Origin of the sequence: Croceibacter atlanticus HTCC2559 (assembly GCF_000196315.1) — a bacterium.
Classification (GTDB): Bacteria; Bacteroidota; Bacteroidia; order Flavobacteriales; family Flavobacteriaceae; genus Croceibacter; species Croceibacter atlanticus.
In genome coordinates this window covers 959684-982147 of sequence record NC_014230.1, presented here as the reverse complement: position 1 = coordinate 982147, position 22464 = coordinate 959684, and the positions used below count along the sequence as shown (strand labels likewise).

The window sequence follows — 22464 nt, the reverse complement described above, 5'->3', positions numbered from 1 at the left end:
GTATGAAAACAAGAGTTCTTTTAGTAGTAACAGCATTGTTGTTTTTTGGTCTTCATCAATCTCAAGCTCAAGGCAGAAGCCTTAGAGTAGGTTATATTGATATGGATTACATTTTAGAGAATGTACCTGAGTATAAAGAAGCCGAAACGCAACTAAACGGTAGAGTACAAAAGTGGAAATCTGAAATTGAACAGAAAATGGCTGCAATTGAAGATATGCAGAGAAACCTTGACAATGAAAGAGCCCTACTTACTAAAGAACTTATTGAAGAGCGCGAGGAAGACATTAAATATGAACGTGAAGCAATATATAGCTACCAACAAGACAGATTTGGTCCAGAAGGAGATTTAATGATACAAAAGCGAAGACTTGTACAACCGGTACAAGACCAAGTTTTTGCAGCAGTTCAAGAAATATCTGAAGCAAAAAAGTACGATTTTGTTTTTGAAAAAAGCAATGACTTAGTTATGTTATTTGCTGCAGAGCGTCACGATATTAGTGACCAAATTTTAAGAAGCATTAATAGAGCTGCTAAGAGAAAGCAAGTCTCTAGCAAAAAGGAAAAAGAAGAAGTACTTGAAGAAGAATACAAAAGTGTAGAAGAAGCTGCTGCAGATGAAGCTAAAGAACAAGAAATTCAAGAAAAGAAAAACGAGCGCGAAACTTTAATTGAAGAACGTAAAAGACAACGTGACAGTATAAGAGATGCTAGAAAAACAGAATATGAAGCTCGAAGAGCTAAGCTTTTAGAAGAGCGCCAAAGACGCAAAGACTCTATACTCGAAGCAAGAGAAAAAGCAAAAGAAGAACGAGAAAACGGAGGTCAATAGACCAAAAAATCAACATAATAATAAATACAAAAATTAACACTTAATTATTTTTAAAATGAAACAGTACAAAAATCTCATTATAGCATTCGCTTTAACTATTGGAGCAGTTGCATTTACACAGGCACAAAGCAAAGTAGCCCACATTGCATCTCAAGAGCTAATAGAAGCTATGCCAGGCTATAAAACAGCGATGAGCGATTTGGAGAAGCTTCAAAACACGTATGATGCAGAGATCAAAACAATGATGACAGAGTTCTCTAATACATACAAGCAATACTCACAAGAAGCAGAAAGTAAAACTGCTGAAGAAAATGCAAAGCGTAGCCAAGAAATGCAAACTACAGAGCAAACAATTGCACAGTACCGTCAGAACGCATTACAAGATCTTCAAAAGAAAGAAGTTGAGCTATTAAAGCCAGTTTACGAGAAAGCTCGTGTTGCTGTTCAAAAAGTAGCTAGAGCTAAAGGTTTTGATTATGTTATAGACTCTACAACTGGAACTGGAGTAATCCTTGCAGATGGTTATGATCTTATGGCAGACGTAAAGAAAGACTTAGGTATCTAATCTTTTTCTTTTAAGAACTTAAAAAGCGCTTCAAATTTTGAAGCGCTTTTTTTATATAGAATGCTCAAGATTAAAAAACAAAAAACCCCAAAACAAATGTTTCAGGGTTTTTGTGGTACCTCCAGAACTACAATTTTATATTCCAATTCTGACCAATACTTTTCAAACCCTTTCAAAACAAACTGTTATAAAAGGTATTACAACTGTTCTAAGTTTCAATACTTTTCAAATATTTCCATCTAACAACACAAAATTCCGCTGTAAATTCCGCTGAAATATTATCTTTACGGTGATGGAAGAGCCGAAAATAAGATATTTTTTAGAATCCAACCGAGGTAAAGTCAAGACTAAGCGAACTATAATGGCAGAGGTGAGTTACCGATATGCTGTAATTTCCAGTAACGGCAGGAAGTCTTACAAACCATTTCGCATATCACTCAAAAAGTCAATTAAACCAGAACAATTCGGAAACAAGGACGACAACTTCAAACACGATGAAGCGATATTTTCAAAATCCCAAAAAAATAATAGCACCATAAGACGTGCAATGAATAAACTAGAAGATGCGATTGATGAGGTTTATAAAGAGTATGATAGGAAAGGTGAAATACCTAATCCAAAAGAGTTTAAAGAGCAAGTAGAAATATATTTAGGAAGGAAGGCAAATATAATTCAAGAGCAACCCACCATTTTAGAGTATTTGAATTCTAGAATTGCTAAGGATAAAGATAACCTTCGCAGAGGTGTTCAAAAGGGAAGAAAAAACAGCACCATCAAAACATACAATACACTAGCTCGTGATTTAGAGAACTATAATTTAGCAACTGGAAATTCTTTAAGATTTGAAACCTTTACAGATGATAATTACTGGAATTTCTTCGACACACTTGATGCCATTCTAAAAGGCAAATACTCAATTGACAATCCAAATCAGCCGAAAAAACAAATAATAAAGGAGTACGGCTTTTTAAAAAACTCTTTACGTAAAAAGCAAACGTCCTTCCTTAGTTTGTTTAAAGAAGCCTTAGAAAAAGGCTTCACATCAGACTTCAATCCTAGTCAAAAAAATTTATTGGTTGAACGTTCTGAAAGCTCTAAAGACCTTTATATTAGAGAAGATGAGCTTCAATCTATCATAGACGCTAACGTTTCTCATGATACAGCATTGCAAAATGCAAAGGAGTATATTTTGATTGCTTCACTTACTGCATCCAGAAATGAAACGATGAATGTATTGTATAAAGAGCCAATACAAACCTATAATTCTGAGGGAATTACATTTGATTATTTTCATAGCAAACATAACAAAACTGGCACTGAATGTTTTATCCCAATTCTAAAGCCAGTTTCAGAGATTATAAAAAATTACAATGGCACTTTTCCCAAATTTTATGCAAACTCAAAAACCAATTCTAATCTTAAAGACTTATTTGAAGTTATAGGCTTGGAACGTGAAGTAAATGTAAAGCTAGATACATATAAAAGTGGTTTATTCGAGTTTAAAAAGCCACTTTTTGAAGCAATCTCAACCCACGATGCAAAAAAGACGTTTACATCAATACTAGCGAATTATCAAATTCCAGAAAATATTGTCTCAAACGTTACCCATCCAGACAAACCATCTAAAAACAGAATGTTTGACACTTATAACAAACAGTCTATGCTTGATAAGGCGAAACAATTTGCAATGGAGATAAACAAAATAAATTCTAATATCTTTAAACTTTAAAATGGCTTCAAGCCCATACTATATGAATGATAATTATTTAGAAGCCTATAAAAAAGTTTCCGATTTAGTTGATGATTTTGAAACAGGATATAACCATTATAAAAACCCTAGTTACTCTGAAACTCGTGTACGTGAGGATTTTATAAATAAGTTCTTTAGTGCTTTAGGGTGGGATGTTACCCACGATTTTCAAAAGAACCCCTATAAACAGGAAGTCAAGTTAGAACTGACCCAAAAACAGGAAGGAAGCAAAAATAAAAAGTTTGCAGACTATGCCTTTTACCTTGAACCAGATTTTAAAAATCCAGTCTTTTTTGTTGAAGCAAAAAAACCTGCTGTACTTCTGGAAGACAATACAGGTTACTACCTTCAAACACACAAATACGGGTGGAACTCACAAACACCACTATCAATCCTCACAGATTTTGAAGAGTTTATAGTAATAGATTGCAGAACTAAACCTCATCCTAAATTTTCAGTAAGCACAGCAGTCAGAAAATATAATTTTAGACAGTATAAGGACGAAACAATATTTAGGGAGCTTTACTATTTATTCAGCCGTGAAGCGGTTGCAGATGGCTCTCTTATACATTTTGTGGAAACACAAATCCCCAAAACCAAAACGAAAGAGAGACAACTAAAAATGTTTGGTGGTGGTTACAAATCTGTTGATGATGATTTTTTAGAATATATTGATTCTTTAAGGCTTGACCTAGCAAGGGGATTCTATGCAAAAGATAATTCGCTGACACCTCAACAGCTTACAGAAGCTACTCAAAAAACAATTGACAGGCTTGTTTTTGTACGATTTTTAGAGGACAAACAAATTGAATTTGAGGAATACATAAATGAGCTAAAAGATTGGAAAGAGTTTGTTCAGCTCTCTAAAATGTTTGATGGGAAATACAACGGAATAGTATTTAAAGAAAGTTTTATAGATAAACCTTCATTCGGTGGAATAGACAAAGGTCTATTTCAAGATTTATGTTATGATATATCTTCAAAAGAATCACCTTATAATTTTAATTCCATCCCAGTACACATTTTAGGAAGTATTTACGAGCGTTTCTTAGGCAAGGTGGTTAGTATTGAAGGTGGTAAGGTAGATATTATACAAAAGCCAGAAGTAAGGAAAGCAGGTGGCGTATTCTACACACCCAAGTATATTGTAGATTACATAATTGATAAGAGTGTAGGTAAATTAATCAAAGGAAAAACACCAAAAGAAATTGATAAACTATCATTTGCCGACATTTCTTGTGGTAGTGGTAGTTTCCTTATTGGGGTATATGAATACCTTATCGACTATCACAAAAATTATTATGTCGATAAGTTAGAAGGAAAAACCGAAATAGACGGTAGAAGTGAGGATTTAGGGAACGCAATGTTTAGCGAAGGGGTTTGGGTATTAACTTTAAAAAGAAAGCAGGAAATTCTTTTAAATTGTGTGTATGGAGTTGATATAGACAATCAAGCGGTTGAGGTATCTCAATTATCTTTATTTCTCAAACTTTTAGAAGATGAAAGTTTTGGTAGCACAACAAAATCTGGACAGGTAACAGCTTTTAGTAAAGTATTACCAGACCTTACCCAAAACATACAATCTGGAAACTCTCTAGTAGGGTGGGATATTCTTAACGTGGACGACTATACCATTGATGAGCAAAAACGTATAAACCCTTTTAGCTATAAAGAATCTTTTCTCAATGTTTTTAAAAATGGTGGCTTTGATGCCATAGTGGGAAATCCACCATATTTAAAAGAGCGAGGTAATCAAGAGGTGTTTGACCCAGTAAATAAAACTTCTTTAGGGGTTAAATATCACGTTGGTAAAATGGATTTTTGGTACTATTTTGTGCATCGTGGTTATGAAATCCTCAAAACAAATGGAATACTTGCATTTATCACTAATAGTTATTGGACAAAGAATGATGGGGCAAAACTTCTAAGAAGTCACATAAACACGGATTTTCAAGTTGTAGAAATAGTAGATTATAAAAGTGCAAAAGTTTTCAAAGATGTAAGCGGAAAGCATAATACGTTTATTTTCAAAAAGGGTAGGCAGAAAAATTATAAAGCAAAAATTCGGGAAATTATTGATATCCAACTGCCAGAGATAGAACAGAGTTACACAACTAAAGACATTCCATTAAATAAACTTTTTGATAACAATGGTAAAATTAACTACAGCCTAAATAAGGTTGAGTTTAAAGGTTGTGGTTCACTAGATGATTACTATGATTCTTCCGTTGGGGTTCAGGAGTCCGTAGATAAAGTTTCTAAAAAACAGTATGATAATTTCGGTGATACATTTCCAATAGGTACAGGTGTATTTGTTTTAAATAAGAAAGAAATTGACCAGTTAGGTTTGACCAAAAATGAAAATGAGATTGTTAAACCTTACGTAAATACTAATGATGTTTTAAAGTACGGTATTAGAGAACCTCAACAATACCTAATATACTCTGATAAAAATATAAAGAAACTCATTGAAGATGGGGAATACCCTAACGTTAGAAATCATCTTCAAAAAATGAAGCAATATATTACCTCATCTAATAAGCCTTTTGGAATACATAGACCTAGGAATGTAAAGTATTTTGAAAATCACAAAATACTTTGCAAAGGAATGTTTGCACAGCCAGAATTTTACCTCGATAAGAATAAAATGTATTGTGGCTTCTCTTTTTCGGTTGTTATCCAAAAGAATAAAAAATATTCCTTAGAATTTTTACTTGGCTGTCTAAATTCAGAACTTGGAACGTATTGGTTTCTTACGAACGGAAAAAAAAGGGGTATTGGTGTTGATATAGGCGTAAAGGTTTTTCGTCAATTTCCAGTACCTAAATTGAAAGCAAAAGATAGTCAAGTTAAAGAAATTGAATCGCTAGTTGAAAGCATCACCGAAACTGTCAAATTAAAAACCAATTCTCTTTCATCTTCTGACATAGATTTTTACGATAGAAAAATCAAAAATCTAGAAAACCAGTTAGACAAATTAATATATGATTTATATGGCATAGAGCCAGACGATATCGCAATCATTCAAAAGAACTTAATCTAAAATATAAACTATATGATGACACAAAAGAAAATGGATAATGACCTAAAGAAATTCCTTTGGGGTCAATTTATTAATGGGAATACGAGACTAGAAAACCTAAACCCAAAAGATGTTCTAAAAAGGTACAATTTTAATATTAGTCAAGAGGACTTAGATGAACGTGCTACCCACCTGTTACAACTATTCGTAACTCTCTATTCAAGTAGCCAACTACCAGATTCTGATAAAGAGATGTGGGAAGAATTTAAAAAAGCTGAGGACAAGATTAAGTGTGGTTATGACTTTAGCAAATATACCAATATGACTAAAGCGGAATTAGGGTCTTATATATATACTTATGAAGGTGTTGAGGGAACTGAACAAATAATTGGGCAAAATCTTATTTCAGACAATACGGAAAGATTACTCGCTTCGTTTTATTACGAATCAAAATTTGTGACCATTTAGAGCCAAAAACTCTACTATTCAGAAAAAAGAAAAAAATTGCTAACATCCACTTCAAGAGCGTTAGCAATTTTTTTTAAAGTTAGTATGGTTGCATTTTGTCTTCCATTTTCAATCGCAGATAAATTAGGTTTATCCATATCAATAATGGCACAAACATCCATTTGAGACATTTCTTTTTCTCGTCTTAATTTGGCAATATTCTCACCTACCTTTTCTAAATAGTTTTTATCGGAAGTTTTCACCGTTGTAAAGTGCGGAATACATCTTTACACAGGGTTATGATTTATAATAACCATTGTCTAAATTTGAAAAAAAGATTTTAAATGAATTTTATACAAAAATTTGGACATGGTAAAAATTACAAGCTTCATCCTGCACCAGAAGTAGGTGAAATAGATGCTTTAACCGAAGAAGAAATCATAAAAATCAAAGAATATTTGCGCTTAAAAAGACAAGTGGGTGCAAATAAGTATCAATATACCCAAGACGAAAATGACTTCATCAATAAGTATATGATGAACGAAAAATCCAAATTTGAAAAATCAAAATCTAAAGGCAAAGGCACATCCATATTACTTATTGCGGTCGTTGTGATTGGTGGACTGTTTTTAGTTGCACAATACTTTGACAGGACTATGTATGACGATGAGGTTTTTAGCAATGGAAAAGAAAAATCTGAATGGACTTTTTCTGACTGGAAAAACAAAGCAGACTTTGAAGCTGAAAAATTTTACAAGTGTGCTAAGGATTACGATTACTCTCAAAATTCTGGATATGAATACTGCTCTAGAGATTATCAAAGAGCGTGGATTTTTTATAAGGATTACCTAAACAACCTTGCTAATTTACCTACTAGCCAAATTTCCCAGTTAAAGGACTATTGGAATACTGTGAGTGAACAAACGGTTGCGAAAATTTCCTCTCAAATTGACCGCAATGAAAACTCTAGAAGGAATAAGAAATACTAATCCGTATTGGTCATATCAATCATAACAAAAATTGCTTTTCCCGTATCCCATAAAATCTGAACAGAGTTTATAAATACACCAATAAGAAACACCTCTAAACCAAAGTCAAAATATTTTGTGTACTCTAGTTTTTCGGTTATTTGGCTGTCAATAATTATTAGTAAGGCGATTGCAACGATTATCAAAATAATTTGCTCTTTCAATGAATCCAGAAGTGATTTAGAAATAGGTTTTAAGTCCAGATGAGGGTTTTCTTTTTTAATATCTTGCATTTTGGACACTACCAAACCAGAGGTAGCAGTATTGATAGCTAAAAGAGTTAATTGAATGGTTATAAGATTGTCTAAGAGATAATTAACTAGATAGTCATTAGCTAAGAAAAACGATAGCAGATTTATTATCAGACCTAAGACTAGGTATAGGGCAATATCTTTTATTTGGTCTAACATTCTCTATTCTACAATATCTTTCCAAACCTTGATGATTTGTTCTGGTGAGCCTTTAAGTTGGAGTTCATTGATTTTTTTGGTTTTAGCCATATTCTTTGTTTTGATTCTACTTTTTAAGCCTAATACCTTCATGGTGATGTTGCCACCACCTTCACTAGAATAGCTCACCAATCCCTCAACTTGCTTATTCTCTTTATCAATATTTTCTAGTACTCCCTGTTCAGGTGCGGAAAGTTTTACGTGCGTTTTATGGCTATTAGTATTTTGAATCAAGGGCTTTAAGGTAGCTTTAATGGATTGTGAAATCCTCGACATATTGGGTTTAATGATTTCAAAATCAATCAGTTTTATCCGCCCTTGATATTTATTGGCTACACTCCAAAACTTATTCTCCTCAAAAATCTGTTCTAGCTCAATACTTAGACTGTTTTGGTTCAAATACTTATTAAAAATCTTTAAAACTGCATTTTTAGTTACAGTCGTGGTACTGAATGCTTCTGGATTATGGCTAATACCAATTTTTTGAACATCATCATTCGTATTGATGGCTAGAAAAACGTATGGTTCTGTTTTCTCTACAATTTCTTTAAAGTCTTTATAGATTATAGTTTTTTTGGGGTTTGCGATTCTAAACAGAAAACTATCATCCTCATAGCTGAACAGCTCTAAAGGCAGTCCAGTATTTATATTTTGCAAATCCTCAACAAATTTATTAAACACTTCATTCTTTTTCTGCACCAACTCTTCATAGGTGATATTTTCACCGAAAAGAGATGTTTGTTTAGTTGTGATGGGAAGTAAATGAAATCTGAAAATATCAAACTTTAAAGTTTTGTCCATAGGTCTAATTTATTTTCTAAAGATAGCAGAATTAAAATAAGATGGGCTTGTGTGATTTTTACACTAAACATAACATTTGGTATTTATTCAGGCATATTGTTTTTAGGTTATCAATGACAACTCACTCACAGATTTCTAGATAAATCAACCTTAATCCTAATTCTTGATAACCATTTAAAGGTTGAATATCGTTCGGTTTTAGACTAAAACGATTTTGCACAAAAATAGAAAAGGACTTCTTTTTAAATTTTTATCCTTAATGAATCATTTATTTGTTCTCACAATGAAATAGTTTGTGCGCTCTTTACGATTTTTATTCTGTCGTAAAAATCTATGTTTGATATTTGTGATATCATACTTCTTTGCGAAAGGTCGAATAGATGAATAGAGATAATTTATGGTAGCACCTGTATTTTCATAATTCGCTATTTCTACGATGATTGGGTCATTATACTTTGATATTTTTTTGAATGTAGCATCCAGACTTTGCTTCGTTTGTGAATCTAAAGTATGATACTTTCCGTAAGAGAATCTGAAATAAATGTTTCCGTTATAAGTTCTATCAAAGTGCTTATCGTAAGCGATATCACTCTGCCTTACATAACCGACATTTCTTTGACCGCCTTTAATATAATCAACATAAACCCAATTCGTTCCAAGGATTGAATACTTTGCTGTAACTTGATTTTTGTAGTTCAGTTTATCAATGACCTGAGTATTTAATAAACTATTCGGTGTACGTGTTCCAGAATAAATATTGATATTGTTTTTATTAACATAGACCTGCCGATTTATATTATTCTGCCCTTGTTGAAGCTCTTGATAGTGTCTTTTCCTTTCATTTTTTTGTGATACATTGTCGTATAGATACCATCCACCATAGCATAAAACACACAATATAATAATCGGAATTATATATCCACTTTGTGAGCTACTTGTTTTTCTTCTTGGAGAGGAATAAGTGCTACTACTGGTTGTTGAGCCATAGTCATAATCGCTGTAATCATAGTCATCCGAACTGTACGAATCATAATTCGTTGCGATGTTGGAATCAACCTCAATATCATCTTCATCAGGCATGTCCTTAACGTAACCTGTTCCTCCACAAGTTTGACATTGCCCAGTACCAGAACAAACCTCGCAATCTGCTTTTTCATGGTCAAGACCTGTAACTGCACTTATTGCTCCATCCACTAAAGATTTAATACCATCTTCTCCGCTACCCCAACATGCTTCACATCTACCATCGCTTCCGAATATATCTGGATGTCTGCAATCTCTACAATGTGCCATTTTTTTTAAAATTAGGTGTCTAAATTAACTCTTTCTCAGAATACTTCAAATGATTGATAATGAATCATGTTGCATGGGATACAAACCACTTTACCAAAATCTTCTCTGTTTGTTTAAACTTAATAAAATTTTACCCTAATTGACTTAAATGTCAAGCCTATTAGAAACTAATTGTTTTGGTTTTGATGTCTTAGATTCCATTTGTGCGTTGCGGTGTCTATTGAAACATTATTTGTTTCAACTAAATCTCCTAAATATGCTACTGCTTCTATTCTATTATCAATCATAGTCTGTCTGAACGTTGATACAGTTTGATTTTCAAAAAAGAAATCTTGAAGCTCCTCTGCAATTTCCATCGCATAAATAAACATATTACCTTGATTGATTGTGAAGCCTTTATCTCTTGCTTCTAAAGAATTATTGCAATAATGTGTAAGAACCATTAAAAAGTTAGTGATTCTTATTGCAGGATGTGGGTGTGTTGATTCACGCAAATAAAATTGCTCTGAATTTCCCGAAAATGAAAGGAGATATAGAAAAATACCTATTGAAAACATTACGACTAGAGCTTCCAAATTTTCTCGATTGTAGTTTTGACCGAAAATCCTTTCGCAATATTGTATTATGTGAGTTCCTAAACATAATGCGCTGAAAGTGTCTGCATCTATCTCTAATAAATGACGGTCTATATTAAAATCCTCAACTCCTTCTGGATTCTCGCTTAGAGTTTCTTGTAATAAATCAGAGTCTTGAACAAGATGGGCCATCTCATGATAAAATGTATAATGACAGCAAGATTGGTATAGTAGGCGATTAATTGGTATGTCAAGATACGGAGTTAAAATATTAAATAAGTTAACATCTGTACTTGTAACTAAATCCGTATTGTTCTTTAATCTTGTAATAAGCCAGTTAATTGTTCCCATATTAATGGAAACTAAAAATATGTTATCATCTGTTTTCGTAGCTCCTGCATTTAAACTGAAATCGTTTCTAAAAAACAAGTAGGCAGGTTCAATACCGAAATCCGCATGTTGTCTCAAAGCTTCTTGATAAAATTCAAACGTATTTAAATAGTCGTCTATATCTGGTGTAAACTCAGGGTCAAAAACATCTCCTGATACCACAGGTGTGTTTTGAATAAGGTTAGCAATATGTTGTTGGTATTTTTCAATTGTCATGACCTCAAAATAATGTATTAAATTTAGATTACAATTTAAACGTAGTACAGTTTTAAACACCCAAATTAGTAATTATAATATATTTTAATGTACTAAATAAAACCACCCTAAATTTGATACATCAAAATAAACCTGGTATCTTTGATTTATAATATTTCAGATATGAAGGCACGATACAACAGAATAAGTACAGCAAATCAGAACATCGAACGTCAATTAGCCAAACAAGCTAAAGGTGAAATCATTTACAACGATGTAATTAGTGGGTCAGTACTTTTTACTACAAGACCAAAAGGTCAGGAACTAACGGAAGATATCAAATCTGGAAAAATTACTTACGTGTCTGTTTCTAGTATTGACCGACTTGGTAGAAACCTCATCGACATACTCCAAACAGTTCAATTCTTTACAGACAATGGCGTTAATCTAATGGTTGACAATCTCGGCATTACGAGCCTTGTTGATGGAAAACCTAATAGCACCTTCAATCTCATAATAAGTGTTATGGGTAATGTAGCGCAAATGGAACGTGAGACTTTACTTGAACGTCAGCGTGAAGGTATTGCTATTGCAAAGGCAAAAGGCACTTACAAAGGTCGTGTTCGTGGTTCTGTTGAAGCTAAAGAAGAATTTTTATCTAAATATCCAAATGTAATTAAATCATTAAAAAAGGGCAATTCTCTTAGAGACACGGCTAAAATTGCCGAATGCTCTTTAGGTACAGTTCAGAAAGTTAAAGCTATTTTAGCTGTATGATTACACTAAATGATGTTGACAATAGTTTAAAAGCTCACGCAAAGCAAATAACAACAATAGCAGAATCTTTAGTATTCAAGCCTATTTGCGAATTTACCCCTAGAACAGCCAAAGACGATATTCCTTGGAATGATATTGTTTATTCGGGAGTTTATCTTTTTGAAGTAAAAACAGATTTTGAAAATCTTGATTACAACCATTGGTTAACCTCTTTTAAGGAAGGATGGGAAGCCGAACGTTATAAAAGAAAGTTTACACCAAATTTTACTAAGAAAAGAATCAAGGCACATAATGAGTTGTTGGAATGGATGCCTATTTACATAGGTAAATCAAAACAAATAGGTGGAAGGGTTCATAATCACCTTTATAAAGAGTTGCATAAACCTACATTCGCAATGAAGCTACATTCTAGAGAAAATTTGTTGGATGCAGAGTTTAGACTTAGTACCGTTAAAATTGAAGTAGTCAATTACAATATGATTTTACCAAAAGTCGAATCATATCTTAGAAATAAAATTAACCCATTAATTGGAAGACAATAGTTATGGAAAATGATAATATAATTTGCACCGTTCATATCGGTGACGGAATGAAGGATAATGATTTTACATTTTACGAAGATGGCAGAATTAAACGATTTTGGGATGAAAATCAATGGAGCTATAACAATGAAGCCTTTGTAGAACACAATCAAATTCGAGAATCCTACAAAACAAAGATTTTAGCAAAACTACAAGGTGAGATGAAAGATAGAGTATCTTCCATCCTTTACCCTTCTAGTTAATCTGCTCTATACGCCTTTTAATAGCTTCAATCTCTTTACGCAGTTGGAGCTTTTTTAATTCCTGTTGTATTTGGCTTTTTTTCTCTGGACTATCCGATAGGGATAGTTCCTTTTGCTTTAGCTGTATTTTCTCATCTAAATCCATTTTTCAGTAATATTATCTTTAGCTGTCTGACTACATTGCTGTTAACACTATTAAAATCAAACATTTATTAAATTATAGCCTGTCTTAAACCCGTACGCTTGGTGCATTTTGGTACAAAAATTTCAGAAATTTTTTTTGCGCCATATTGATTGTGATATATCGAAAACCATTGACGGCTATAATAAGAGAGGTTATCTCTGGTGCAATGGTAGGTTGAAGTATGCAGTCCTCACCTCATCATAACTTTTATCCTTATCCCATTGGGTTAATAATGTTTCAAGCTCGAACAATAGGTTTAGTTGATTGGTATCATTTAAAAAGTTGTATTCTCTTAAAAGAACATTTTCCGAAGTGTCAGCATCGGATTCGTAATTGATTAGTACAAATTCTTTAAGCAGAAAATGCAATCTTGGGTTATTTTCTAGTGTTTCCATAGTTTTTAGTTTTTAATTTCTATTATTTTATTTCCCTCTTTGGTAATGTAATTTTTCCACCCTTCAAGGTCATATACAGGCACTTCTTTGTACCCTACTTTAGAGAATCCTAGTCTTAAATTCTCAATTAGTTTTCTTTTTGTCTTACAGTTAGTAAAGGAATGTACGTGGGTCTTATCTGTCTTCAAACCTTTTTCAATAGTGTAGTAAAACTCCAAATCGTTCAACCCTGTCCTGTTGCATACCCAATTCATAACAGTTTCAACATCTTCATTGGTGTAATCATTATTGAAGGTTACTGTTAAAGCATAATAAGATTGTTTCTGTTTTCTTTGTCTTTTAAATAGCGGTAAGGCTAAATGATGGACGAGCCATTGACCTTCACTATCCTTTTCTATTCTATTATTGAATTTACCAGAATCATTTAACTGTTTAATCTTAGTTCTTACATACCTAGAAGTAATTTTATACATTTTACTTATCTCATATACTCTATAATATTCTTTTTCCATTTCTCTTTGCTATATAGTGAAACCATAAGCCAGTAAGTCTAAAACCCTGCTTCTGATTCCTTATTCGTAAATAAATAGTTAGACGGAACTTAAAAGACCGTCAGGAACTATATTATTTTCAAACAATGGACATTTTTTTTCGATAAGTCAATAGGTAAGTTTCAAATCACTTCAAAGAATTACAGAAATCTACTTGCACTTTATAGTAAATTCTTACTATTATCGTAGTAAGTGGTAAAATAGCGGGCAGATATACTCAGAGCAAATAACCCTATGCGTTCCCACTTGGGGTATATCGAAAAGTAATTTTAAACAATATGAAAAGGTTGCTAACCTCGAAAGAGGTGAAGGAGCTTTTTGGGATTAAAAGCGATACAACCCTAATTAAAATGGAGAATGAAGGGTATTTAAAGTATAAGCTAAGAATAGGAAACAAAAAAATGTACTGTCCTGTTTATATCGCAAAAAAGCTAGGTCAATAAAGTCAGGGAGCAAGATGCTCCTTTTCTTTTAAGCTCATAATCCGCTGTAAAAAACGCTGTTAAAAAATAAAACCCTTGCAATCTATTGACTACAAGGGAATTACATTTTTAAAAGTGGTACCTCCAGGAATCGAACCAGGGACACACGGATTTTCAGTCCGTTGCTCTACCAACTGAGCTAAGGTACCTATTATTAAGGAGCGCAAATATAAAATCAATTTTGAAACCCTACAACATAAAGACTAAAAAATTCGTTTGTAATTTTACAAAACCATAAATAAAAAGATGAATTTGATAATAGACATAGGTAACTCGAGAACTAAACTTGCAGTTTTTGAGGACGTTACCCTTAAGGAAAGAACAATTTGTTCATCTAATGAAATTGAAAAAAAAATTAAAGAAATATTAGAAAACTGGTCTAATATCACACATTCTATAATATCTAACACGTCTACTTACCCAACAGAACACTTAAATTTCTTAGAAAAGTATACTATTGTTTTGCAACTTAATCAATTTACCAGCGTCCCTTATACAAACAATTACAATACGCCAGAAACTTTAGGTTTAGATCGTATAGGTTTAGTAGCTGGATCTGCTAAGGCATATTCAAATGAAAATGTCTTAATTATAGATGCAGGTACTTGTATAACTTATGATTTTATTGATAGTACAAATAAATATCATGGAGGTTCTATTTCACCTGGATTACAAATGCGCTTTAAGGCTATGCATGAATTTACAGCAAAACTTCCATTACTTAAGGCTACAGATAATGTAAACTTAATAGGGAAAAGTACATCTGAGAGTATGCAAAGTGGTGCCATTTTGGGCACTTGTAATGAAATAGATGGTTTTATAAACCGTTATAAAGAAAAATATCCTGATTTAACAGTTATTTTTACTGGTGGAGACGCTGATTTTTTGTCTAAACGTATAAAAAATAGCATCTTTGCCAACTCTAATTTTTTGTTGGAAGGATTAAACCATATTTTAGAATTTAACAAAGACACATGATTAAACGATTTGTAGTAATCGTAGCGCTCTTAGGTATAGTGTTGACGGCAAATGCACAGGAAGGAACCTCATCTCCATATTCATTTTATGGTATTGGTTTAACTAAATTTAGAGGAACTGCAGAACAGCGAGGAATGGCTGGTTTGGGTGCCTATAGTGATAGTATTCACATAAATTTACAAAACCCAGCAAGTTTCGCGAAATTACGCCTTACTGCTTACTCAGTTGGAGCTAGTCACCAATCTTTAAGTTTAGAAAACGCAAATGCTTCTGAGTCTGCTTCACACACCACCTTTGATTATTTAGCATTAGGATTTCCAGCAGGTAGACTAGGATTTGGACTTTCAGTTTATCCTAGCACAACAGTTGGCTATAACATAAAACCTGATAATGGAGAGTCATTAAGCTCATCAGACCAATTTACTGGTAGAGGTGGCTTAAATAAAGTAGCGCTTTCTACCGCTTATAAAGTTACAGACAACTTTAACATTGGTGTAGATTTTCAATATAACTTTGGAAATATTCAAAACAAAAGCATTCGCTTTCAAGACGACATACAGTTTGGAACTAGAGAAATTAACCGATCAGATTTCTTAGGCTTCAGTTTTAAGGTTGGTGCTATTTACGACACTAAGTTAACTGAGAATTTAGACTTAACTGCTACAGCAACCTATATGCCTTCAACAACTATAAATGTTGAAAACTTCAGGGAATTGGCTACAGTAATTGTGGGTAACTCAGGACAAGAATTAGTAGCAGACAGACAAGATATTGAGTTAGAAGATTCAGATTTTAAAAACCCTTCAGAAATTAGTTTAGGATTAGGGATAGGAAAAGCGAATAAGTGGTATGCAGGCCTTGAGTATGTAAATTCACAAAAAAGTAACTTCAATAATCGTTCTTTTAATAATGAAGACGTTATTTTTGACGACGCCTCTAAATTTAAAGTTGGAGGTTTTTATATTCCAAAATATAATGACCTTACAAGTTACTTAAACAGAATTGTTTATAGGCTTGGAGCACGATATGAAGAAACCGGTCTAAACCTAAGAGGAGAAGACATTAACGAGTTTGGCATATCTTTTGGAGTAGGTATACCAGCAGGACGATTATTTACAAATGCTAACCTATCTTTTGAATACGGACAACGTGGTACAACAGATGCAGGCTTAATAAAAGAATCGTTTTACAATATTATAATCGGCTTGTCTTTAAATGACAAGTGGTTTGAAAAAACTAAGTTTAATTAACCATTTTAAATACTATGAAAACTAAAGCAACTTTATTAATAACAGCTTTATTTCTAGGCATACAGTTCACTAATGCACAAGCTGCAGACTGTGCAACACAATTGTCGCTTTTTGCAACAAGTGCTAAGAATAAGCAATACGACGCAGCAAAACCTCACTATGAAACATTAGTGAAAGACTGCCCTTCATACTCATTAGCAACATACCAATATGGTGTGCGTATGTACAAGCATTTTTTAGATAAAAGCACAGAAGCTAATAAAAAGCAAAATGCAGAAAATTTAATTGCTGCACATCAAGCAAAACTTAAATATTTTGAGAATGACCCTAAAGTAGATAAGGGAGATGTTCTTGCAGATATAGCACAAGTAATGTACGATAACAAATTAGGTACTACAGAAGAGCAATATGCTGCTTTTGATAAAGCTTGGACTACAGATAAGGCATCTTTTAAAAGTCCTAAAGGTTTACTTACTTACTTTTCTTTATTAATAGACCTTCAAGAAGCTGGTAAAAAAGATCTTCAAGAAGTGTTTGATAAATATGATGAGGTAATCACTAAAATTGAAAAAGAAAATGATGAGTTAGCTGTTAAAGTAACTCCTCTTATTGAAAAGCAAGATAACCAAGAGTCTCTTAACAGATCTGAAAAGATTAGTCTTAAGAATGGAGAAATTTATCTTAAAAACTACAGTGTAGTAGCTGGAAGTATTAACGGTAAGTTTGGAAAAATTGCAGATTGTGAAAACCTTATCCCTTTATACCAAGGACAGTTTGAAGAAAAGAAAACTGATAGCAACTGGTTAAAAAGTGCTGCTGGTCGTTTAAGTGGTAAAGATTGTACAGATGATCCTTTATTTAAGAAACTAGTTGAAGCATTACACACCAATGAGCCTTCTGCAGATTCTGCGTTCTACTTAGGTAGATTAGAAGAGCAAGCTGGAAATATGACTAAAGCGCTTAAATATTACAACGAGTCTGCCGAGTTACAGACAGACCCAACTAAGAGAGCTAAAGTATACTACAGATTGGCAGAAAGCGCTAAAGCTAAAGGTAGCTACAGTACTGCAAGGAGCTTTTACAACAAAGCGTTACAAAACAAGCCTTCATTAGGTGTTGCATACTTAAAAATTGCAGATATGTACGCTAAAAGTGTAAACAACTGTGGTGGTACTTCTTTTGAAAAGAGATCTGTATATTGGTTAGCTGCAGATATGGCGTCTAAAGCTGGTCGTGTAGATCCTTCAATTAAGAGTAATGCAGATCAAGCTGCTGCAGCTTACAGAGGTAGAGCTCCACAAAAATCTGATATCTTCTCAGCAAACATGGCTGGAAAGACAGTAAATATAGGATGCTGGATTGGATCTTCTGTGAAGGTTCCTAACTTGTAAAATGCAAAACACATATAATATATATATAAAGAGCATTGCTGTAACTTTTGTTATAGCAATGCTTTTTTCTTGTAAAGGAAAATTAAACGAGGTTCGTAGCTTTGAGTTATTACAGGATGGCCCACAGGCAATTGGACAAGAGATAAATCTTTTTTATACAGATTCTGGCAAAGTGGTAGCCAACCTTAAAAGTGCTAAACTTAAGGATTACTCAAATCAAGAATTTCCATATCGGGAATTTCCAGATGGATTAACAGTAGATTTTTTTGATGACAGTAACAAAAAGAATACAGTTTATGCAGATTATGGAATAATCTATGAACCAACGGGCTTAATAGATTTACAAGGAAATGTAAAAATTGTTACTAGCGATAGTACAATTGTCTACGCAGAACAATTATATTATGACCAACAAAAGCAATGGGTCTTTACAGACCAACCTTATACTGCATTGTTTCCTAGTGGCTCTACCACAAATGGTGAAGGATTTGACAGCAATAAGGATTTCACCAAATTTCTATCCAGATCAGACGTTGGTGTCATGTATTTAGAAGAAGAAGAAAAATAGCTGTACTTTTACAACCTTATTGTACAGTATTATGAAACTCTATAAATTTTTTGAATACGCTTATATTGCCATAGCCGTTTGGTTTATTGGTGAAGCTATAAGCATATGGGCAACAGACAGAGGCAGATCTTATATGCTTCTTGCTTTTGCTGCAGTTGCGCTATTTTTATTCTTTTTTAAAAGAAAATTTAGGCGTAAAATTGAAGATAACAATCGCCAAGAATAATGCATTCTGAAATCATTATCATTGTTTTATCTCTTATCCTTTCTGCTTTCTTCTCAGGAATGGAAATAGCTTATGTATCTTCTAACAAAATACATATTGAAATAGAGAAGATGCAAGCAGGCTTCTTGGCCAATATCCTAAGACGTCTTACCAAAAAACCTTCAAAATTTATTGCAACCATGTTGGTTGGCAATAACATTGCCCTAGTTATCTATGGATTTTTTATGGGCGATTTACTCTTGGCATTGTTTCAAAACATGCTTCCTGTAGAAAATGAGATACTTCGATATATTTTTGTAGACCTTAGTTTACTCACCCAAACTATAATTTCTACACTCGTAATTTTACTTACTGCAGAGTTTTTACCAAAAGTCTTCTTTCAAATTTATGCCAATTCTTTACTTAAGATATTTGCTGCACCAGCATATGTATTTTATATCTTATTTGGCTTTATTTCATCGTTTGTAATATGGGTCTCAGACCTTGTATTAAAAAAATTCTTTAAAACAGATGGAGATGAAGTACAACTAGCCTTTAGTAAAGTAGAGCTCGGCAACTACATTACAGAACAAATGGAGGCTATCGAGGAACATGAAGAAGTAGATAGTGAAATACAGATTTTTCAAAATGCTTTGGAGTTTTCAGAAGTAAAATCTAGAGAAGTAATGATTCCTCGTACAGAGATTGTTGCTGTTGATATTACAACAGAACCTAAAGATCTAATTAAATTATTTACAGACACAGGCCTATCTAAAATACTAGTGTACAAAGACACAAATGACGATATTATAGGTTACGTACATTCATTCGAACTTTTTAAGCAACCTAAAACGGTAAAAGAAATTCTAATGCCAGTAGTTTTCGTACCTGAAACTATGCTAATAAAGGATATTCTTAATACACTTATAAAAAAGAGAAAAAGTATTGCTGTAGTTATAGATGAGTATGGTGGTACAAGCGGTATGATTACCGTTGAAGATATTGTAGAAGAATTATTTGGCGAGATAGAAGATGAACATGATTCTGTAATACTTACTGAAGAAGTACTTAACGATAATGTGTATAAATTTTCTGCTCGATTAGAAGTAGATTATATTAATGAAGCCTATAAGCTAGAGTTACCTGAAAGTGAAAATTATGAAACCCTAGGTGGTATGATTGTTCACTTTACAGAAGACATTCCAGAACAAGGCGGAATTGTAGAAATTGAAAACTTTAAACTACACATTCTTGAAGTTTCTAACACAAAAATAGAACTAGTAGAGCTACATAACCTCCAAGAAAACTAGGTCTTTACACTGTGTAACTTTTACACACATTTTCTTTCATGTTATGTGCTAAAACCTTATTTTCGCCCACTATTCAAGACAAAAGAATAAATTACAATGGCAGTATTAAACAAAATTAGAGAACGCTCAATCTTCTTGATCATCATTATAGCATTGGCGTTATTTTCATTTGTATTAGCAGATGTTATCAGAAACGGCGGCTTTTCATCAAGTAAAGGTGAAAATACAGTAGCTACAGTTGGCGGTGAAAATATAGACCGTACAGAATTTGCTAAACAAGTTGACTTATATTCTAAGCAACTAGGACCAAATGCATCTACTATGCAAGCAGTAAACAGAGTTTACGATGCAAAAGTTAGAGAAGTAGTATTGGCACAGCAATTTGAAAAGCTAGGTATAGAGGTTAGCCCAGAACAATTAAAAGCAACAATGGCTTTACAATTAGAAGGTAACCCTACATTTTCTGATGAGAATGGTACGTTTAGCGAGCAAAAACTTCAAGAATATTTAGCTAACATTAAAGCGAGTTCTCCTCAAGCTTACGAACAGTGGAAAAACTACGAAGACCAAGTTGCTTTAGCAGCTAAAGAAACTCAGTACTTTAATATGATTAAAGCTGGTGTTGGTGCAACATTATTAGAAGGTAAGCAAGCATACTTACTAGAAAACAATACTGTTGATGTAGAATATGTAAAAATACCTTGGACAGCTGTTGATGAAAGTGAAGCACAAGTAAGCAAAGATGAAATTAAAGCATATATAAAAGCTCACCCAGATAAGTATACTGTCGAAGCTGGTAGAGATTTACAATATGTTTTATTTGAAGAAAAAGCTTCAGATGCAGATGTAGAAGACATGAAAGCTGAAGTTGCTGCAATGGCAGAAAACAGAGTAGAGTCTGGTGACACACTTTTAGGATTAAAAAACTCTAAAAACTTAGAGACTTTTGTTAATGCAAACTCAGATGTGCGTTACGATGGTAACTACAAGTTTAAAAAAAACCTTCCTAAAGATTTTGCAGATGAATTATTCAACTTAAATAAAGGTGAGGTTTATGGCCCATACAGAGATGGTAACACTTTAAAGCTTTCTAGACTAGAAGACACTAAGTCTATGCCAGATTCTGCTAAGGCAAGACACATACTAATATCTTATACAGGTTTACAAACTGCTACAGATGTTGAACGTACAGAAGAAGAAGCTAAGCAACTTGCAGATAGCCTTGCATCTGTATTAAGAAGAGATCGTAATAAGTTTACAGATTTTGCAACTACCTATTCAGCAGATAAGGTTTCAGGTGCAAAAGGTGGAGATTTAGGCTTCTTTACACCAGGTCGTATGGTTCCTGTATTTAATGATTATGTTTTTCAAAATAATGAAGGAGATCTTGGAGTTGTAAAATCTCAATTCGGATTTCATATTATAGACATACAAGAACAAACAGATAAAGAAAAAGCTGTTAAACTTGCAACAATTGTAAGAGAGATTGAAGCTTCAGAAAAAACTACTAACGATTTATTTGCTGAAACAACTAAGTTTGAAATCGCAGCTAGTAAAGGTGATTTTGCAGAGTTAGCTAAATCTAGTGATCTTACTGCTAGACCAGTAAAAGGTGTTAAAGCTTTAGATGAAAATATTCCTGGAGTTGGTAGACAACGTTCTATTGTAAGCTGGGCATTTAATGAAGAAACTAATGTTGGAGATGTTAAGCGTTTTGACGTTCCTCAAGGATATGTTGTAGTGCAAGTAACTGGAGAGAATGAAAAAGGGTTAATGAATGTTGAAGATGCATCAATCACTGCTACTCCAATTATCAAGAATAATAAGAAAGCAGAGATTCTTAAATCTCGTATTAAAGGAAATACTTTAGCAGAAATTGCTCAAAACCAAGGCGTGCAAATTCAAACTTCTAACGCTCTAAACCTTAAAAGTCCAACATTAACAGGTGCTGGTAATGAGCCAGAAGTTGTTGGCGCAGCGTTTAGCCTTAAAGAAGGTGCTACAAGTGCTCCATTACAAGGTAAAAATGGAGTGTATGTTGTTAAAGTTGTAAAGCGTAACGAAGCTACACCATTAGACAACTACAAAGCGTTTTCATTTCAGGAATCTAATAAAAGAACATCTGGAGTAAACACTAAAGCTTACAATGCTTTAAAAGAAGCTACAGAGATTGAAGATAATAGATCTAGATTTTACTAGTAGAATCTTAATTCATAAAAAAAACCTCCAATTTAAAGTTGGAGG

At 33.2% G+C, this 22464-nt stretch carries 24 protein-coding genes and 1 tRNA gene; 17 read left to right on the top strand and 8 right to left on the bottom strand.

The window, feature by feature from the left end:
• The first annotated feature begins 2 nt into the window (after nt 1–2).
• The 5 genes from CA2559_RS04330 to CA2559_RS04310 all read left to right on the top strand — a co-directional run bounded on the left by CA2559_RS04330 (nt 3) and on the right by CA2559_RS04310 (nt 6635).
• Complete coding sequence (locus CA2559_RS04330; RefSeq protein ID WP_013186627.1) at nt 3–830, top strand: OmpH family outer membrane protein; 828 nt, start codon at nt 3–5, stop codon at nt 828–830.
• Between the two features lie 55 nt (nt 831–885).
• On the top strand, nt 886–1395 hold the full coding sequence (locus CA2559_RS04325; protein WP_013186626.1) for an OmpH family outer membrane protein: 510 nt from the start codon (nt 886–888) through the stop codon (nt 1393–1395).
• 361 nt (nt 1396–1756) lie between these two features.
• A complete protein-coding gene (locus tag CA2559_RS04320; RefSeq protein WP_148232776.1) occupies nt 1757–3124 on the top strand; it encodes a site-specific integrase in 1368 nt (455 codons plus the stop codon).
• A 1-nt stretch (nt 3125) separates the two neighbouring features.
• Nucleotides 3126–6188 (top strand): Eco57I restriction-modification methylase domain-containing protein, encoded by a 3063-nt coding sequence (locus CA2559_RS04315; protein ID WP_013186624.1) that lies wholly within the window; start codon nt 3126–3128, stop codon nt 6186–6188.
• A 12-nt stretch (nt 6189–6200) separates the two neighbouring features.
• Nucleotides 6201–6635: a hypothetical protein gene (locus CA2559_RS04310; RefSeq protein WP_013186623.1), complete on the top strand. Its 435-nt coding sequence runs from the start codon at nt 6201–6203 to the stop codon at nt 6633–6635.
• Between the two features lie 14 nt (nt 6636–6649).
• Here the strand turns inward: CA2559_RS04310 and CA2559_RS04305 are convergent, their stop codons facing one another.
• A complete protein-coding gene (locus CA2559_RS04305; RefSeq protein WP_013186622.1) occupies nt 6650–6877 on the bottom strand; it encodes a helix-turn-helix domain-containing protein in 228 nt (75 codons plus the stop codon).
• An 81-nt stretch (nt 6878–6958) separates the two neighbouring features.
• Between CA2559_RS04305 and CA2559_RS04300 the strand changes: the two genes are divergently transcribed.
• The gene (locus tag CA2559_RS04300) at nt 6959–7603 is read left to right on the top strand and encodes a hypothetical protein (protein WP_013186621.1); all 645 of its coding nucleotides are present in this window, start codon (nt 6959–6961) and stop codon (nt 7601–7603) included.
• Here the strand turns inward: CA2559_RS04300 and CA2559_RS04295 are convergent.
• From CA2559_RS04295 to CA2559_RS04280, 4 genes are all read right to left on the bottom strand, one after another.
• Nucleotides 7600–8052, bottom strand: coding sequence for a hypothetical protein (locus CA2559_RS04295; RefSeq protein ID WP_013186620.1), 453 nt, complete (start codon nt 8050–8052; stop codon nt 7600–7602). The two genes, CA2559_RS04300 and CA2559_RS04295, sit on opposite strands and share 4 nt — an antisense overlap.
• 3 nt (nt 8053–8055) lie before the next feature.
• Nucleotides 8056–8892 carry a hypothetical protein gene (locus CA2559_RS04290; RefSeq protein ID WP_013186619.1) on the bottom strand — a complete coding sequence of 279 codons (837 nt, stop codon included), beginning with the start codon at nt 8890–8892 and terminating at the stop codon, nt 8056–8058.
• 264 nt (nt 8893–9156) lie between these two features.
• Nucleotides 9157–10185, bottom strand: a complete 1029-nt coding sequence (locus CA2559_RS04285; RefSeq protein ID WP_041240907.1) for a hypothetical protein — start codon at nt 10183–10185, stop codon at nt 9157–9159.
• A gap of 167 nt (nt 10186–10352) precedes the next feature.
• Entirely contained in the window at nt 10353–11366 is a 1014-nt protein-coding gene (locus tag CA2559_RS04280; protein ID WP_013186618.1) for a hypothetical protein, read from the bottom strand.
• A 162-nt stretch (nt 11367–11528) separates the two neighbouring features.
• Between CA2559_RS04280 and CA2559_RS04275 the strand changes: the two genes are divergently transcribed.
• Genes CA2559_RS04275 through CA2559_RS04265 form a run of 3 tightly spaced genes read left to right on the top strand, consistent with a single transcriptional unit; the run spans nt 11529 to nt 12906 of the window.
• Nucleotides 11529–12122 carry a recombinase family protein gene (locus CA2559_RS04275; protein WP_013186617.1) on the top strand — a complete coding sequence of 198 codons (594 nt, stop codon included), beginning with the start codon at nt 11529–11531 and terminating at the stop codon, nt 12120–12122.
• The gene (locus CA2559_RS04270; protein WP_013186616.1) at nt 12119–12664 is read left to right on the top strand and encodes a hypothetical protein; all 546 of its coding nucleotides are present in this window, start codon (nt 12119–12121) and stop codon (nt 12662–12664) included. The genes CA2559_RS04275 and CA2559_RS04270 overlap by 4 nt, the downstream gene beginning before the upstream one ends.
• Before the next feature lie 2 nt (nt 12665–12666).
• Entirely contained in the window at nt 12667–12906 is a 240-nt protein-coding gene (locus CA2559_RS04265) for a hypothetical protein (RefSeq protein ID WP_013186615.1), read from the top strand.
• A 336-nt stretch (nt 12907–13242) separates the two neighbouring features.
• On the opposite strand, the gene CA2559_RS04260 is transcribed toward CA2559_RS04265, so the two are convergent.
• Together CA2559_RS04260 and CA2559_RS04255 are read right to left on the bottom strand one after the other, a co-directional pair.
• Complete coding sequence (locus CA2559_RS04260; RefSeq protein ID WP_013186613.1) at nt 13243–13485, bottom strand: hypothetical protein; 243 nt, start codon at nt 13483–13485, stop codon at nt 13243–13245.
• A gap of 5 nt (nt 13486–13490) precedes the next feature.
• Nucleotides 13491–13997, bottom strand: a complete 507-nt coding sequence (locus CA2559_RS04255) for a hypothetical protein (protein ID WP_013186612.1) — start codon at nt 13995–13997, stop codon at nt 13491–13493.
• 317 nt (nt 13998–14314) lie between these two features.
• Here CA2559_RS04255 and CA2559_RS13805 point away from each other — a divergent pair, with 317 nt between their 5' ends.
• Nucleotides 14315–14479 carry a hypothetical protein gene (locus CA2559_RS13805; protein WP_013186611.1) on the top strand — a complete coding sequence of 55 codons (165 nt, stop codon included), beginning with the start codon at nt 14315–14317 and terminating at the stop codon, nt 14477–14479.
• Between the two features lie 115 nt (nt 14480–14594).
• On the opposite strand, the gene CA2559_RS04250 is transcribed toward CA2559_RS13805, so the two are convergent.
• Nucleotides 14595–14667 (bottom strand) — tRNA-Phe (locus CA2559_RS04250).
• A 97-nt stretch (nt 14668–14764) separates the two neighbouring features.
• Here CA2559_RS04250 and CA2559_RS04245 point away from each other — a divergent pair.
• The 7 genes from CA2559_RS04245 to CA2559_RS04215 all read left to right on the top strand — a co-directional run bounded on the left by CA2559_RS04245 (nt 14765) and on the right by CA2559_RS04215 (nt 22419).
• Complete coding sequence (locus CA2559_RS04245; protein ID WP_013186610.1) at nt 14765–15496, top strand: type III pantothenate kinase; 732 nt, start codon at nt 14765–14767, stop codon at nt 15494–15496.
• On the top strand, nt 15493–16746 hold the full coding sequence (locus tag CA2559_RS04240; RefSeq protein ID WP_013186609.1) for a membrane protein: 1254 nt from the start codon (nt 15493–15495) through the stop codon (nt 16744–16746). The genes CA2559_RS04245 and CA2559_RS04240 overlap by 4 nt, the downstream gene beginning before the upstream one ends.
• Nucleotides 16747–16760: 14 nt before the next feature.
• On the top strand, nt 16761–18137 hold the full coding sequence (locus CA2559_RS04235; RefSeq protein WP_013186608.1) for a tetratricopeptide repeat protein: 1377 nt from the start codon (nt 16761–16763) through the stop codon (nt 18135–18137).
• Nucleotide 18138: 1 nt separating this feature from the next.
• Nucleotides 18139–18705: an LPS export ABC transporter periplasmic protein LptC gene (gene lptC / locus CA2559_RS04230; RefSeq protein ID WP_013186607.1), complete on the top strand. Its 567-nt coding sequence runs from the start codon at nt 18139–18141 to the stop codon at nt 18703–18705.
• Nucleotides 18706–18736: 31 nt separating this feature from the next.
• Complete coding sequence (locus CA2559_RS04225; RefSeq protein ID WP_013186606.1) at nt 18737–18931, top strand: hypothetical protein; 195 nt, start codon at nt 18737–18739, stop codon at nt 18929–18931.
• Nucleotides 18931–20220, top strand: a complete 1290-nt coding sequence (locus CA2559_RS04220) for a hemolysin family protein (protein ID WP_013186605.1) — start codon at nt 18931–18933, stop codon at nt 20218–20220. Before CA2559_RS04225 ends, CA2559_RS04220 begins: the two co-directional genes overlap by 1 nt.
• Nucleotides 20221–20316: 96 nt before the next feature.
• Entirely contained in the window at nt 20317–22419 is a 2103-nt protein-coding gene (locus CA2559_RS04215) for a peptidylprolyl isomerase (RefSeq protein ID WP_013186604.1), read from the top strand.
• The last annotated feature ends 45 nt before the right edge of the window (nt 22420–22464 follow it).